This window comes from Nonlabens sp. (assembly GCF_965657255.1).
Classification (GTDB): Bacteria; Bacteroidota; Bacteroidia; order Flavobacteriales; family Flavobacteriaceae; genus Nonlabens.
The window spans coordinates 265708-279585 of the sequence record NZ_CBFHNM010000003.1; the positions used below are offsets into that span (position 1 = coordinate 265708).

16 protein-coding genes are annotated in these 13878 nt (G+C 34.5%); 6 read left to right on the forward strand and 10 right to left on the reverse strand.

Annotation, left to right across the window (positions count from 1 at the left end):
* Nucleotides 1–26 precede the first annotated feature (26 nt).
* Genes arfB through ACTF54_RS05510 form a run of 7 tightly spaced genes read right to left on the reverse strand, consistent with a single transcriptional unit; the run spans nucleotide 27 to nucleotide 4772 of the window.
* Nucleotides 27–425 (reverse strand): alternative ribosome rescue aminoacyl-tRNA hydrolase ArfB, encoded by a 399-nt coding sequence (gene arfB, locus ACTF54_RS05480; protein ID WP_438968903.1) that lies wholly within the window; start codon nucleotides 423–425, stop codon nucleotides 27–29.
* The gene (locus tag ACTF54_RS05485) at nucleotides 425–1978 is read right to left on the reverse strand and encodes a DUF4301 family protein (protein ID WP_438968904.1); all 1554 of its coding nucleotides are present in this window, start codon (nucleotides 1976–1978) and stop codon (nucleotides 425–427) included. Before ACTF54_RS05485 ends, arfB begins: the two co-directional genes overlap by 1 nt.
* Entirely contained in the window at nucleotides 1979–2536 is a 558-nt protein-coding gene (locus tag ACTF54_RS05490; RefSeq protein ID WP_347197337.1) for an ATP-binding protein, read from the reverse strand.
* Nucleotides 2497–3126, reverse strand: coding sequence for a nicotinamide riboside transporter PnuC (gene pnuC, locus ACTF54_RS05495; protein ID WP_438968905.1), 630 nt, complete (start codon nucleotides 3124–3126; stop codon nucleotides 2497–2499). Before pnuC ends, ACTF54_RS05490 begins: the two co-directional genes overlap by 40 nt.
* Nucleotides 3126–3386 (reverse strand): hypothetical protein, encoded by a 261-nt coding sequence (locus ACTF54_RS05500; RefSeq protein WP_347197335.1) that lies wholly within the window; start codon nucleotides 3384–3386, stop codon nucleotides 3126–3128. Before ACTF54_RS05500 ends, pnuC begins: the two co-directional genes overlap by 1 nt.
* A 26-nt stretch (nucleotides 3387–3412) precedes the next feature.
* Nucleotides 3413–4144, reverse strand: coding sequence for a geranylgeranylglyceryl/heptaprenylglyceryl phosphate synthase (locus tag ACTF54_RS05505; RefSeq protein WP_438968906.1), 732 nt, complete (start codon nucleotides 4142–4144; stop codon nucleotides 3413–3415).
* Nucleotides 4137–4772: a 4'-phosphopantetheinyl transferase family protein gene (locus ACTF54_RS05510; protein WP_347197333.1), complete on the reverse strand. Its 636-nt coding sequence runs from the start codon at nucleotides 4770–4772 to the stop codon at nucleotides 4137–4139. The genes ACTF54_RS05505 and ACTF54_RS05510 overlap by 8 nt, the downstream gene beginning before the upstream one ends.
* A 112-nt stretch (nucleotides 4773–4884) precedes the next feature.
* On the opposite strand from ACTF54_RS05510, the gene ahcY reads away from it, so the two are divergent.
* From ahcY to ACTF54_RS05535, 5 genes are all read left to right on the forward strand, one after another.
* Nucleotides 4885–6201 carry an adenosylhomocysteinase gene (ahcY, locus tag ACTF54_RS05515; RefSeq protein ID WP_347197332.1) on the forward strand — a complete coding sequence of 439 codons (1317 nt, stop codon included), beginning with the start codon at nucleotides 4885–4887 and terminating at the stop codon, nucleotides 6199–6201.
* Nucleotides 6202–6311: 110 nt separating this feature from the next.
* The gene (locus ACTF54_RS05520; RefSeq protein ID WP_347197331.1) at nucleotides 6312–6530 is read left to right on the forward strand and encodes a hypothetical protein; all 219 of its coding nucleotides are present in this window, start codon (nucleotides 6312–6314) and stop codon (nucleotides 6528–6530) included.
* Nucleotides 6531–6706: 176 nt separating this feature from the next.
* Nucleotides 6707–7789 carry a hypothetical protein gene (locus tag ACTF54_RS05525; RefSeq protein WP_347197330.1) on the forward strand — a complete coding sequence of 361 codons (1083 nt, stop codon included), beginning with the start codon at nucleotides 6707–6709 and terminating at the stop codon, nucleotides 7787–7789.
* 12 nt (nucleotides 7790–7801) lie between these two features.
* Nucleotides 7802–9844, forward strand: coding sequence for an FG-GAP-like repeat-containing protein (locus tag ACTF54_RS05530; RefSeq protein ID WP_347197329.1), 2043 nt, complete (start codon nucleotides 7802–7804; stop codon nucleotides 9842–9844).
* 89 nt (nucleotides 9845–9933) lie between these two features.
* Nucleotides 9934–10290, forward strand: a complete 357-nt coding sequence (locus ACTF54_RS05535; RefSeq protein WP_347197328.1) for a hypothetical protein — start codon at nucleotides 9934–9936, stop codon at nucleotides 10288–10290.
* Nucleotides 10291–10623: 333 nt separating this feature from the next.
* Here the strand turns inward: ACTF54_RS05535 and rpmA are convergent, their stop codons facing one another.
* From rpmA to ACTF54_RS05550, 3 genes are all read right to left on the reverse strand, one after another.
* Entirely contained in the window at nucleotides 10624–10887 is a 264-nt protein-coding gene (gene rpmA, locus ACTF54_RS05540; RefSeq protein WP_347197327.1) for a 50S ribosomal protein L27, read from the reverse strand.
* A gap of 22 nt (nucleotides 10888–10909) precedes the next feature.
* Nucleotides 10910–11413, reverse strand: a complete 504-nt coding sequence (gene rplU, locus ACTF54_RS05545) for a 50S ribosomal protein L21 (protein ID WP_347197326.1) — start codon at nucleotides 11411–11413, stop codon at nucleotides 10910–10912.
* A 96-nt stretch (nucleotides 11414–11509) separates the two neighbouring features.
* A complete protein-coding gene (locus ACTF54_RS05550) occupies nucleotides 11510–11980 on the reverse strand; it encodes a DUF4199 domain-containing protein (RefSeq protein WP_347197325.1) in 471 nt (156 codons plus the stop codon).
* Between the two features lie 174 nt (nucleotides 11981–12154).
* Between ACTF54_RS05550 and ACTF54_RS05555 the strand changes: the two genes are divergently transcribed.
* On the forward strand, nucleotides 12155–13876 hold the full coding sequence (locus ACTF54_RS05555; RefSeq protein WP_347197324.1) for an insulinase family protein: 1722 nt from the start codon (nucleotides 12155–12157) through the stop codon (nucleotides 13874–13876).
* Nucleotides 13877–13878 lie beyond the last annotated feature (2 nt).

Here is a 13878-nt window from a genome sequence, read left to right on the forward strand (position 1 = left end):
AATTTAAAGTATACTAGTTGAGTAGATTAGTACTTAAAATTACGATTTTGCTTCTTCTCACTGTGTTTTTTCTTGTCGTTAATTCTTTTGCGTTTTAAGGCTTTGGGAATTGTTCTTTTTTTACGAACCTTTGGTTTTACTGCAGCTTGTGATAAGGTATTTACTAACTTTTTAAACACAAGTTCTTTATTTTTAGCTTGACTTCTGGATTCTTGACAACCTATGATCAGTATACCATCATTAGTGAGCTGGTTCTTTAATTTTGAGATGACTCGTTCTTGTTCCGCTTCCGCGAAAGCGATACTATTTACAACATCAAAATACAATTGCACTTTTGTAGCTACTTTATTGACATTCTGACCACCAGGACCGCTACTTGCAACTGCTTTGTATTGAACTTCTTTATGTAATACATCTATGTTCATCAATCGATTTGATGTGCCGATTTTAGTAAATCATTGACCGTTTTAACTGGATTGAAAGTGACTAATGGGACTTCTACAAAAATAGTATTCCATCGCGCCATACCACCATTCCATAATCCAGGAAGTTCTTGTGCTTTTATTTTGATTCCGTTACGTGATTTGTAGGTGATAAAACCAGTGTCAGCATCACAAAAATTCATTAGATCAAACTTTTTACCATGGTGGTCGCGTACACTGCAAATGAGGTCTACTGGGTTAAAGTGCGTCGCTTTTGCGGCAATACTTTGCTGTTTCTTATTGTTAGAATCTATTTGAACACTTTCAACAATTTGTAATGACAACTCACCTTTCTCATTCTCCACCCAAAAAGGTCCACCACCTGGTTCACCTTCATTTTTTACCATTCCACAAACTCTTAGAGGTCTATTTAACTGGTCAAAAAGATATTCTAATTGATACTCATAAGCATACTTTTTATAATCATGCGGCAAAACGTTGTCTAAGTGTTGAGTAAGAAATTTTTCTATGGTTATTTTTAATTCTAGATCAACATTTTTCTGTTCAAGTAGCTGTAAATATTTAAACATCTCTTCTCTAACTTGTAGCAAATAACCAGCAAGTAGTTTTTTGTAAGAACAAACATGCTGTTCATAAGCAGATGTAGTTACGTTATCTATATTTTTTATAAAAATTAAATCTGCATCAAGTTGATCAAGGTTATTTAATAAAGCTCCATGACCGGCAGGCCTGAAGAATAAATCACCATTTTCAAGCACCACGGCTTTGTTTTCATTATTAACTGCTATGGTATCTGTTGACGAGGATTGAAAAGAGAAGCTTATATCAAATTTTGTATTTGTCTTTTTCTCTACTATTTGTCTTATGTGTTCAAACTCCTTGGTAAAATGATCTTTGAAGGCTGGCGCAATCGTAAAATGTAATTGAGCCACCTGACCACTTTTTGCATATATAGATGCTTCAAAAAGATGTTCTTCAAAAGCAGTTGCTGTGTGCTTTTTATACTCATGAAAGGGAACTAAACCTTTAGGCATAGATCCAAAGTTAAAACCGCTATCAAGTAGCATTTCTTCAATGAATAAGATCTTTTTTGCTTGAACTGGTTTTGAAACCCAATCTTTATGTTTTTGCTTTAGTGATTTTATCACAGTTTTATAGAAAGGGAATTTTTCCATTCCTATAAAAAAGGTGAACAGTTCTGGAGCTTTATTGATATTTATATAGCCGTTTAAAGAGTCTTCCTGAGGATCAAAATTATTTAAAAATTCATGTAGAAATTTAAACATGCGAGTGGCAGCGCCACTTGCAGGCACTAATTTTATCACATCTAATTTTGAGACTTCTTGCTCGTAAAGCGCAATTAACTTTTTATCATCAAGATCTTTAAACGATAATATACCATCATTGATAACTGCTGGTCTATCTAGTTTTATTAAAGGAAAGCCGCTCTTAAACCTGTCTAATTGTTGTAATAACTTTTCTTCAGAAATCCCTTTAGTTTCCAATTGCTTTTTTTGTTGGTCGGTAAGATTCATTTAGTTACTTATCTTTTGGATAGCTTTCAAAGCATTTTCAAAACGTTTTTCTCCTAATCCGCTAATAATAGTATAAGGTTTGTTAAATTCTTTCAATCCTTTTTCAAACATTTGAAACATCTCGTTTCTGTCTTCTGGTTTGTCTCTTAAATCGTCAGGAGTCCATGGAGTATCGACATGGAGAAGTAAATATAAGTCATATTTACTTTGTCGGGCTTCTTCTTCTAGTTCTAAAGGCGCCTTATTGAAATAAACAATAGAATAGATAAAAGTTTCTAAAGCGTCTGTGTCGCAAAACAGGTGTTTATTTGCTTTTTCAACGGCTTCATTTTCTGCTATTCTTTGTCCTATGGCAATAGACATTAGGTCATGATATTCACAAACTTTGCCGGTAGCGTCAAATTTATCTTGTAAATAATCCCTAGCATACTCGTCCACTTTTACCGTATTAAAATGAGTAGCAAGCTGTTGTGCAAGTGTGCTTTTACCAGTACTTTCTGGCCCAAAAAGGACTATTTTTAAACCGTTAAGGGCTCTTTGTTGAGGTATTTTTTCCATTGTTGGTAACCTAACCAGGCGATAATTGAGAGAAATATAAAAAGCAAGGCAGTTAATCCATAACCCTTATAAAAATATAAAGGTACAGAAATCACATTAGCAACCAGTAAAACCAACCAGTATTCAATTTTACGCAAGGCCATTAAATACATGCCAACAAAGGCAATACTTGTTGTGAGAATATCGATGTAACTCACCCAATTTTCAAAGCGGTCATATTTCCAATAAATAAAGTAAACAAAAACTCCTGAGATTAAAAACAAACCAGTTGATCTCATCCATTCCCTTTTCACTGTTTGGGATATAGGAGTAACAATAGTGTTTTGATCCTTTCTAGTCCAGATATACCATCCATAAATACTCATTATAAAATAGTAGATGTTAATGATCATATCACCTACTAGATTCCATTCATTCAACAAATAAACAAAGATTCCTGTACTAATTATTCCATAAGGAAATACAAGAATATTATTCTTTTTTGAGTACAACACACTAATGACACTTGCGATTATTGCTATGGCTTCAAAAACAATATGCACCACACTATAATCACTGTATTGTCCAAAAAGGAAATCAAAAACTTCCATTAAAAGAACGGTTGATAATCGTGACGGTCTGTTTTTACCACTTTCATGTAGAAAAGAACAGCTTTTGTATCTTCCATACTTCGTTCCATTTCTTGAGTAAGAAAAGACATCATAGGAGCAAACTCTCCATAGACTTGAGTTGCTAGCGGATTTTCTAATACTTCAAATTCTGACTCGCGTAGTCTTTTAATGAAATCAATGATGTGTTGCTCATAATCGTCTTGAAGTGGAGACATGGTCAATTCAATGGATGCTTTCATTATATTTCTTTTTTTAAAATACAAAGCTAGCCTTTCCAGTTGATATTTTCTTCAATAGCAGTTCCTATAACGACCATATTTGCACCAGCTTTGAAGGTTTCTTCTATCTGACGTATGGTTCTTAATCCACCACCAACGATTAATGGAATATTTATTTGATTACTTACGTCGCGCACAATTTCTTTAGAAACTGCATGTTTTGCGCCGCTTCCGGCTTCTAGATAAATCAACTGATTACCCATAAGTTGGGCTGCATAAGCGTGATTTACGATGTTTGAAATATCTTTTTGAGTAAGCGGTTGTGTTTTTGAAACACGTTGCACGGCAGTCTCTTTGCCGCCATCGATTAGTAGGTAGCCAGTTGGAATAATTTCTAAGCTTGTTTTTCTTAATTGTTGGGCTGCATGAACTTGTTGTTCAACTAAATATTCAGGATTACGGCCTGACAAGAGGTTGATAAATAATAAACCGTCAGCATTTTCTGATAATTGAGTATGAGATCCAGGAAATATAACGATCGGTATCTCTGTATTTTCTTTTAAGGTTTGAATCCATAAATCAAAGTCTGTCTTTTCCATGGTGCTGCCACCGGTAAAAAAATAGAATTGCTCAACATGCAGTTTTTCTTTTAAGATGGTGATGGTGGTAAAAACCGCTTTCGCGAAAGCGGAAACAGTTCCCACCTTCATTTTTTCTGGATCGATAAGTATAGCAAGGCTGCGATTTGTATTTGTAATACTTTTAAGAATATCAACCATTCCTAGATGGAATTACGTACGCCATCATGAAGTTCTCTACTTCTTCAAAATACACATCAAACTTCAGATTATCTTCTTCATAAATAATCCTGGCGATGGTCTGATCGCTTTTCATGGTAAAAGATTCTACAAGACAGTGTGCTTTAAAACCTAGCCCTTTTTTGCCATATAATTTATACATAGACTCTTTTGCACCCCATACTACCGTAAGCTCTTTCACTGGATTATCAAGTGTTGCAAGAAACTCTTGTTCATAGCCTATAAATTTTGGGGCTATGCGTTTAATTTTATCGCGCTGTTTTTCAATATCGATTCCTGTAGGAACGTCACTTATAATGATCGCGGTAAATTCAAAGCTATGGGTAATAGAAATGTGTTTGTTATCCGTTAGATAAGGTTTACCGTGTTCTGAATAGTATAAATCTAAATCTGTATAACCGGCATGAAGAAGTAAATGTCTAATACTTAAAAACCCACGTCGGTGCAGTTCTGAGCTCATGGTAAAAAGTCGGTCTATTGAGTTTTGGGAAAGTTCTATATCGGTTCTTAAAAACGCTTCAGACTCAGTTATTTTCCAGACGAATACCTGTGTATTATTACGGTTGTTAATGGATTTAAAAAGAGGCATAAAAATCGGTTGATTTTTTGTAGATTTGCAGCCGCAATTTAATAAATAAAAAGGTATTTAAATTGTTGATTTCTAATACAATCAACGACTATCATACCAAAACTATATGTCTATGAGCACAAAAACAGTTCCTTACGTACCGTATAAAGTTAAAGATATGTCCCTTGCAGAGTATGGACGTCTTGAAATACAACTTGCTGAGGCAGAAATGCCAGGTCTAATGTCATTGAGAGAAGAATACAAAAATGAGCAACCGCTTAAAGGTGCGCGTATTGCAGGATGTCTTCACATGACTATACAAACTGCGGTTCTTATAGAAACTCTTGTTGCATTAGGAGCAGACGTTACTTGGTCTTCTTGTAATATTTTTTCTACACAAGATCACGCTGCTGCTGCAATTGCTGCTGCTGGTATTCCTGTTTATGCCTGGAAAGGTATGAATGAAGAAGAGTTTAACTGGTGTATCGAGCAAACCCTTTTCTTTGGAGAAGATCGCAAGCCTTTAAATATGATTCTTGATGATGGTGGCGATTTAACAAATATGGTTTTTGACGAGTTCCCAGAACTTGCAGCAGGAATTAACGGTTTGTCTGAAGAAACGACTACTGGAGTACACAGATTATACGAGCGTATGAAGAATGGTACTTTAGTGATGCCAGCTATCAACGTAAACGATTCTGTAACAAAATCTAAATTTGATAACAAATACGGTTGTCGTGAAAGTGCAGTAGATGCTGTACGTCGTGCCACTGATACCATGCTTGCAGGAAAGCGTGTAGTTGTTTGTGGATATGGAGATGTAGGAAAAGGTACCGCAGCTTCTTTTAAAGGTGCTGGATCTATCGTTACAGTAACAGAGATTGATCCTATTTGCGCATTACAAGCAGTAATGGATGGTTTTGAAGTGAAGAAGTTAGAAAACGTAGTAGGTAACGCAGATATTGTAATTACTACTACTGGTAACAAAGATATTATTCGTGGCGAGCATTTTGAAGCTATGCGTGATAAAGTAATTGTATGTAATATTGGTCACTTTGATAATGAAATTGATGTTGCCTACCTAAATACAAATCACGGTAATACAAAAACTGAGATCAAGCCACAGGTTGATAAGTATACTATTAATGGCAAGGATATCATCCTTCTTGCTGAAGGTCGTCTAGTAAATCTAGGTTGTGCGACTGGTCACCCAAGTTTTGTAATGAGTAACTCTTTTACCAATCAGACACTTGCGCAAATCGAACTTTGGAACAATAGGGATGCTTATGAGAACGAAGTATACATGTTACCTAAGCACCTGGATGAAAAAGTAGCAGCCCTGCACTTAGAAAGAATGGGTGCTGAACTTACTGAGTTAAAAAGTGATCAAGCAGAATATATAGGTGTTAAAGTAGAAGGACCTTTCAAGCCAGAATACTACCGATATTAAAAATACCTGCCATTTGTTAGGATATACAAAAAAATAGATTAACTTTTGGCATCGTAATTGATTTTAAATGATTACGCTTTCGCGAAAGCGAGATTAAATTAAAGAAAAAAATGGATATAATAAAAGACGCAAATGAATGGTTAGGCGCATCGATGAGTAATATGTCGACTAGCGATAGAGTACATTCATCTAGAAAAGCTAAAGAGCTTATTCTAGGCCTTAATGAGGTTTACAAAGAAACAAAAGATGAGGAGTTAATGGATCTTATGAAATTGCTTACGGCTAAAAAACAAAAGATCGAGAAACGTCTAAAAGGAATAAGAACCTAGTTTCTTAGTTCAATACTATAGAAATCCCGATAAAGTGTGTTTTACATTTTATCGGGATTTTTTATATGGCATTGTAAATAAAAACTAGCTAAATGAACACCTTTAAAATTTCTTCTATTTTGATGAATATAAACTATGTTATTTTTTATTATCTTACCGATCTTTAAATCAGCCCAATGCGTTCAATAAAATCCTTAATTCTTTTAGCAATTTTTGCCTTATCACTTTATTCATGTGATAAAGATGAGTATATTCCTATTGAAGATGTTATTTCACCTGTTCTTGTAGATATAGAAAATGTTCCATATCAAAAATTAAGCGACTATAATTTTTTTAAATCACCTATGAATTTATTAGAGCCAGAAATAGGTGTTCTAGAATATTCTTTGATCAATGAGCTTTTTACAGATTATTCCATAAAAAAACGTTTTGTATGGATGCCTAATGAAGTTAAAGCAGTTTATCAGACAGATGATAAATTACTTACCTTCCCAAAAGGTACTGTTTTAATTAAAAACTTTTATTATGAAAATGTGCTGCCGGATAGAACGAGGCGTATTATAGAAACTAGATTATTGTTCAAAAAAGCATCTGGTTGGGAGTTTGCTGATTATGTATGGAATGATTCTCAAACAGAAGCATTATTAGATCTTAACGGTAGTTTTACTGAAATTACGTTTGAAAAGGAAGGAGTACAGCGTACTATAAATTATCGTATTCCCAATTTGTTAGAATGTAGAGTTTGCCATAAAAGTGATGATACTTCTATGCCTATTGGTCCAAAACCTCAAAACATGAACATGGTGAAGACTTATCAAGACGGTACTGATGTAAATCAACTTGTTAAATGGCAAGAGGTCGGTTATTTAGAGGAAACAAATGCAACCATATCAGCTTTACCAAACTGGAAAAACCCTAGTATTTCACTTAAAGATCGCGTGAGAGGTTATATGGAGATTAATTGTGCTCATTGTCACATGGATGGTGGTCATTGTTCTTACCGTGATATCAGATTTGACTATACAAGTTCTTTTACAGATGAAAGTCTCGGGATCTGTGAGGAGCCTGATGAAAATATAGGAAATGGACTAACGCACATAGTGCGACCGGGCATCCCAGGTAGGTCAGCCATTTATTATAGGTTTGATACAAACAACGAATCAGAAAGAATGCCTTTATTGGGTAGAACGGTTCAAGATGAAGAAGGTCTGGAATTAATAGAAGACTGGATCAATTCTTTAAATGTGAACTGCAATTAAATTAACTTAATTATGAACAAACTATACTTTATTTATTTCTTTATTTTTTCAGGTAGCTACTTTGCTAACGCTCAGGACGCAAATAGCTGTTTAAACGCAATACCGGTGACCAATTCTACTTATTCTGTTGGTACAATAGATGGTAATCAAACTAATACGATATGTACCACAAGCACGACAAATACTGCTAACAATGCTGAGTGGTATGTGTATACAGCTGCTGCTGATTTTACTGTAAATATAACTTCAGACTTGCCTCAAAACTCTGGTACAGACACTCGACTGCATGTGTATTCGGGAACTTGTGGTGCTCTAATTTGTGTTGCAGGAAATGATGATGTTACATCAAATAATTTTGCATCTTCCACATCATTTGCGGCAACGGCTGGAGAAGTTTATTATTTGGCTTGGGACAATCGTTGGAGCAGCTCAGGCTTTGACTTTCAAATTAGTGTAAGCGCTGCTACAGCTCCTTCAGCCTTTGCTTTTAGTATAGCCAGCCTGACCAAATTAGGAGTTAATAGAGCTACAGTAGACATGAATGGAGATGGTCTCGATGACACTGTTAGTATAAGTAGCGATAATATTTCAATTAATTATCAAACCTCTACAGGATTCGATAATGTAAATATTCCAACAACTAATGCTGTAAATACACCGACTTGGAGCCTCGCTGCCGCTGATTATGATGGTAATGGATACACAGACCTTCTTTATGGAGGAGGAAGTGGAGTTACTTTTATGAAAGCAAATGATACGGGCACTAGTTTTACTCAAATATCTGGAAATGAGTATGTTTTCTCTCAAAGATCAAATTTTATAGATATCAATAATGACGGTCATCTAGATGCGTTTGTATGCCATGATGTAGCGCCAAATGTATATTACATCAATGACGGCAATGGAAACTTAAACTTCTATCAAGGTGCTGATCCTAATGGTGTTCCTAGTGGTTTAGGTCTAGTTGCTAACGGTGGTAATTATGGAACTATATGGATAGATTATGATAACGATAGAGATATGGATCTTTTCATAGCAAAGTGTCGCGGAGGTAGTTCAAGTGCTAAGATTAACGAATTACATCGCAACAATGGTGACGGAACGTTTACTAATGTTGCTGCTCTTCCTGGGGTGAATTTAGCTGATCCAATTCAAACCTGGTCTACAGCTTGGGGAGATTATGATAATGACGGTGATATGGATGTTTTCATAGGGGCTAGTAGTCTTTCCGACGGAGGACATAAAATGATGCAAAATAATGGAAACGGAACTTTCACTGATGTTACCTCTAGTATGGGACCGGATGTGAACTCCCTTGGAACTGATATTGAAAATGTTGCGGCAGATTTTGATAACGATGGATTTATTGACATCTTAACAGATGGAAATATTATGGGTAATAATGGTGATGGAACTTTTACTAGATTCACCGACAATATTCCATCAAACGGTGCTGTAGGCGATTTAAATAATGACGGTTATCTGGACGTTCTAAATTCTGCGAACCTTCATCTGAATAATGGAGGAACCAATAAATATTTAAAAATAAAATTGATTGGTACGCGAAGTAATAGTAATGGAATAGGCGCTAGAATAGAGGTGAACAGTGCAAATATTGGAACGCAGATAAGAGAGATAAGAAGCGGTGAAGGCTTTAGGTTTATGGGTTCATTAAATGCTCATTTTGGATTAGGGACAGATGTTGTAGCAGATATTAATGTCTTTTGGCCTTCGGGAGCTATATCAACGATAAATGCACAAAGTGTGAATGAAATGGTTGTAATCACAGAGCCCAATAATACAGCTAGTCTAGAGAGCTCTGCAACAAGTGAATTGGTAATTTATCCTAATCCGGCAAATAGTAAGCTTTATGTAGAATTGCCAGAAATAAATGGTAATATGGTGTATTCTGTTTTTGATACAAATGGAAGACGCGTTTTGAACGCATCATTAACTTCAAATGAAATATTGATTCAAAATTTGTCAAAAGGCTTCTATTTTTTGCGTATTGTAGACGGTAATCAGATTAAAGTTAAAAAGTTTTTGAAAGAATAGTTTTTTAGGTTTTTAATATACTTTAAAAGTTGTTTTCGAAATTAGAATAAAGAAGCTTTACCTTCGTTATTTTTAAATATTTCAAACACATGAGACTGTTTCTAATTATACTACTTTTTGCTGCTGTTTTAACTTCTTGCAGTACAGATTTTTCCAAAAAAGATATTTCTACCCAAAGTCTAAGTGGCTTTATTCAAGGTGGTAGTGCAACTGGTGTTTATGGGAAAGCAGGATTGAAAATTACAGTAGACTCTATCACAATGAAGGACTGGCCTATTTCTAGATTAGTCAATAGTTTAAACACGCTGCGAGATACTACGATTATAGATCAAACAGGATGGTCAGACGTATATTCTATTCAAATTGCAAACATAGGTGAGCTGGATGAAGGAGCTTTTTGTGATTCATTAATTGTAGAATTAACGAGAGCCGGATTAGCCAGGTAATCAAAAATAGGATAGTATTAATAAAACTTTCTTATCTTTTGAAAACCATTGGACTTTATTTATAGGACGCTTTAACCTAAAATTGAGTTTGTGTTTTTCTGGTTTTCCTTAAAGTTGAAAATTAGAAGAGATATATATAATGTAAGTTTTGAATAAAACTTTATCAGATTTAAGTGGTGGATCAATAGGATCTTCAACTTTATTAAAAAACGTTTGATCTTTTTATAGAACAGGATCTACTTCAGTTGGGTATAATATCAATTACCATCAATAAAAAATCCCAAACCGATTGAGTCGATTTGGGATTTTTTGTAAATGTAATAGTTGTTGTTCTTAAGCCTCAGCTACAGGAACGATAGATACATATGATCTATTATTTCTCTTTTTAGTAAACTTAACTAGTCCGTCTACTCTTGCGTGTAATGTGAAGTCCTTACCAGCATATACGTTTTCACCTGGATGGTGAGTCATACCTCGCTGACGGATTAGGATGTTACCAGCTATTGCAGCCTGACCACCGAAAATCTTAACACCTAAGCGTTTTGATTCTGATTCTCTTCCGTTTTTCGAACTACCTACTCCTTTCTTATGAGCCATCTTGTTCTAATTTTTTAGGTTATTATTTACTTAGTAACTCAATAAGTTCAGCTTTTTTCAATGCTGAATATCCTTCAAGTCCTCTTTCTTTTGCTAGTTCTTTTAACTCAGCAACTGTATGCTTTGATAAATCAGTATTAGCAGTAGTTGCTTGTACTTCTTTTTCTTCTTTTTTAGGAGCAGCAACTTTCTTAGATTCATTTTTCTTTCCACCTGATGCAGAAATACTAGAAATTTGAATTTGAGTCAAATACTGACGATGACCGTTTTTCTTACGGTATCCTTTTCTACGTTTTTTCTTAAAAACGATTACTTTGTCACCTTTAAGGTGTCCCAGAACTTTTGCTTCAGCAAATGCTCCTTCTATAGCTGGGGCGCCGAGTGTGATGTTGTCACCATTTCCTAAAAGGAGAACTTTGTCAATATTAATTGACGCACCTTCATCCTCTTGTAAACGATGTACAAACAACTTTTGATCTTTCTCGATCTTGAATTGTTGCCCTGCTATCTCTACGATTGCGTACATAATTGTTGATTAAATGTGATTAATTTTGGGCTGCAAATATAGTTTTATTCCGTTAACTACCAAAGTTATCAACAAATTATGCAATAAAAAATAGTTTTATTGATTCATTGGCTTCTGCCTGGTTCTCACCTCTTTTGTATTCCATGATTTTTTGTATAATGGTAATATAAGTAAAGGTGTTACCATTGAGGTTGCTAAACCTGACAGTAATATGAAAAGCAATAAAGAAAATCTAACACCTTCACCAGCAGTATTTATTTGACTTTTTAACTCCTCAGCAAGTTCAGGTTCAACTTCAAATAAGTATATAGCCATAAATATGGTAAAAATTAGTGTAGCAACAAAACCTGATTTCACTCCTGCTACAAAACCTTCCATATACTTAAAACCTGTTTCATTTTTATAAACATCTCTTATTACAAAAAATATCCCTACACCTACAATAACTGCATTAAAAAAACTTAAATAGCTTTGCTCTCCATATCCCAGTGTATTTATTATCAAAAAGTAAATAATGAGTGCTATTCCCATTAATAAAGAGTATTTTAAAGTGTGTGTCGTTTTCATAATAAAATTGTGATTTATTTAAAGTTCGCAAAAACAGATCATTAATCTTGCTATTTTCATTTTACTTTAACTTTCAAATTGCTTGTTAGGCTTATTTTTGTGATGTCTTTAAATTTTATGTAACGTTTTATATAGAAAAGACACTCATTATATTAGAAACATAAAAACTATCAAATGAAAAAAATTGTTTTAAGTCTTGCTGTTGTTTTTGCAATGGCAACAGGTCTTGCTCAAGAGGTAAAGTATACCGAGTATGATCTTGATAATGGACTTCACGTTATTTTACATCAGGAGAACAGTGCTCCAGTTGTGACGACTGGTGTGATGTATCAAGTAGGAGCCAAAGATGAGGAGCCAGGAAGAACTGGATTTGCTCATTTCTTTGAACATTTACTTTTTGAAGGAACTGAAAATATTGAAAGAGGAAAGTGGTTTGATATTGTTTCTGCAAATGGTGGAAGTAATAATGCAAACACAACGCAGGACCGTACTTACTACTACGAAACTTTCCCATCTAATAATTTAGAAATGGGATTATGGATGGAAAGTGAGCGTATGCTGCATCCTAAAATTGAACAAATAGGAGTAGATACTCAAAATGAAGTTGTTAAAGAAGAAAAGCGTCAGCGTATCGATAACGCACCTTATGGGGCAATTATTTATAGAACTGGAATTGACAAACATTTATTTAAGAAACATCCATATGGTCAAAGTGTGATCGGTTCTATGGAAGATTTAAATAATGCAAAGCTTTCTGAATTTATCGAATTTAACGATAAGTATTATAACCCTAACAATGCTACTCTCGTAGTAGCTGGGGATATTGATATTGATGAGACAAAGAGAATGATTGAAGATTATTTTGGTCCAATTAAAAACAAAGCTCCTAGAAATGAAAGAAAGGTGATTGTTGAAGACCCTATCACAGAAACAAGATTTGCAACAGAATATGATGCGAATATTCAAATACCGGTAAAAATTTTCTCTTACATCACACCAAAGTCTACAGATCGTGATGCATATGTTATCGATTATATATCTGCTGTATTAACAGGCGGAGCAAGTTCTAGAATGCAAAAGAGAATGGTTGATGAAGAGCAAATCGCAGTTCAGGTACTAGCTTTTGGTCAATCTAATCAGGATTACGGAACCTATACAATGGGTGCTCTTTCAAAAGGTGATGTAGCGTTAAGTAAATTAGCTGAGGTTATGGATGAGGAAATTGTAAAGCTTCAAACAGAATTGATTTCAGAAAGAGAATATCAAAAACTTCAAAATAATTTTGAAGCTCAATATGTAAGCTCAAATTCTCGTGTAGAAGGAATAGCGGCTTCTTTAGCTCGTTATAACATGTTATTAGGTGATACAAGTTTGATCAATAAAGAGCTTGATATTTATAGAGGTATCACACGTGAAGACATCAGAAGAGTAGCAAATGCTTACTTGAAACCTAATCAAAGATTAGAGTTAGACTATTTAGCTGGATCAGCTCCTACAGAAGAAGAAATGAAGGAAGCTATGGAAGAAGTGAAAGTAGTAGATAACAAATTACAAATCAATAAGATTTACTTTGATAATGATAAAGCTACTATAACTGATAGCGCTAGCAAAGAACTAGATCGTATTGTTAATATGATGATGAAAAACACATCTATAGAAGTTCTAGCTGAGACTTATACAGATACAAAAGGTAGTGATTCTTACAATAAAACATTATCTCAAAAGCGTGCAGATGCGGTTAGAAGTTATATACTAGCAAAAGGAATTGCGGCAGATAGAATCAAAGCGGTAGGTCGTGGAGAAGCAAATCCAATAGTAGATTGTGAATCAAAAAAATGTTCTGAAGAAGAATACGAGCAATCTAGAAGAACCGAATTTACCATTACTAAAAAATAATT

Bases quoted from the DNA above. Each gene is read 5' to 3' on its own strand.
- ACTF54_RS05485 (WP_438968904.1), bottom strand. From the start codon at position 1,978: ATGAATCTTACCGACCAACAAAAAAAGCAATTGGAAACTAAAGGGATT.
- ACTF54_RS05535 (WP_347197328.1), top strand. From the start codon at position 9,934: ATGAGACTGTTTCTAATTATACTACTTTTTGCTGCTGTTTTAACTTCT.
- ACTF54_RS05500 (WP_347197335.1), bottom strand. From the start codon at position 3,386: ATGAAAGCATCCATTGAATTGACCATGTCTCCACTTCAAGACGATTAT.
- ACTF54_RS05550 (WP_347197325.1), bottom strand. From the start codon at position 11,980: ATGAAAACGACACACACTTTAAAATACTCTTTATTAATGGGAATAGCA.
- ACTF54_RS05525 (WP_347197330.1), top strand. From the start codon at position 6,707: ATGCGTTCAATAAAATCCTTAATTCTTTTAGCAATTTTTGCCTTATCA.
- pnuC (WP_438968905.1), bottom strand. From the start codon at position 3,126: ATGGAAGTTTTTGATTTCCTTTTTGGACAATACAGTGATTATAGTGTG.
- arfB (WP_438968903.1), bottom strand. From the start codon at position 425: ATGAACATAGATGTATTACATAAAGAAGTTCAATACAAAGCAGTTGCA.
- ACTF54_RS05490 (WP_347197337.1), bottom strand. From the start codon at position 2,536: ATGGAAAAAATACCTCAACAAAGAGCCCTTAACGGTTTAAAAATAGTC.
- ACTF54_RS05510 (WP_347197333.1), bottom strand. From the start codon at position 4,772: ATGCCTCTTTTTAAATCCATTAACAACCGTAATAATACACAGGTATTC.
- ACTF54_RS05555 (WP_347197324.1), top strand. From the start codon at position 12,155: ATGAAAAAAATTGTTTTAAGTCTTGCTGTTGTTTTTGCAATGGCAACA.
- ACTF54_RS05505 (WP_438968906.1), bottom strand. From the start codon at position 4,144: ATGGTTGATATTCTTAAAAGTATTACAAATACAAATCGCAGCCTTGCT.
- ACTF54_RS05520 (WP_347197331.1), top strand. From the start codon at position 6,312: ATGGATATAATAAAAGACGCAAATGAATGGTTAGGCGCATCGATGAGT.
- ACTF54_RS05530 (WP_347197329.1), top strand. From the start codon at position 7,802: ATGAACAAACTATACTTTATTTATTTCTTTATTTTTTCAGGTAGCTAC.
- rplU (WP_347197326.1), bottom strand. From the start codon at position 11,413: ATGTACGCAATCGTAGAGATAGCAGGGCAACAATTCAAGATCGAGAAA.
- rpmA (WP_347197327.1), bottom strand. From the start codon at position 10,887: ATGGCTCATAAGAAAGGAGTAGGTAGTTCGAAAAACGGAAGAGAATCA.
- ahcY (WP_347197332.1), top strand. From the start codon at position 4,885: ATGAGCACAAAAACAGTTCCTTACGTACCGTATAAAGTTAAAGATATG.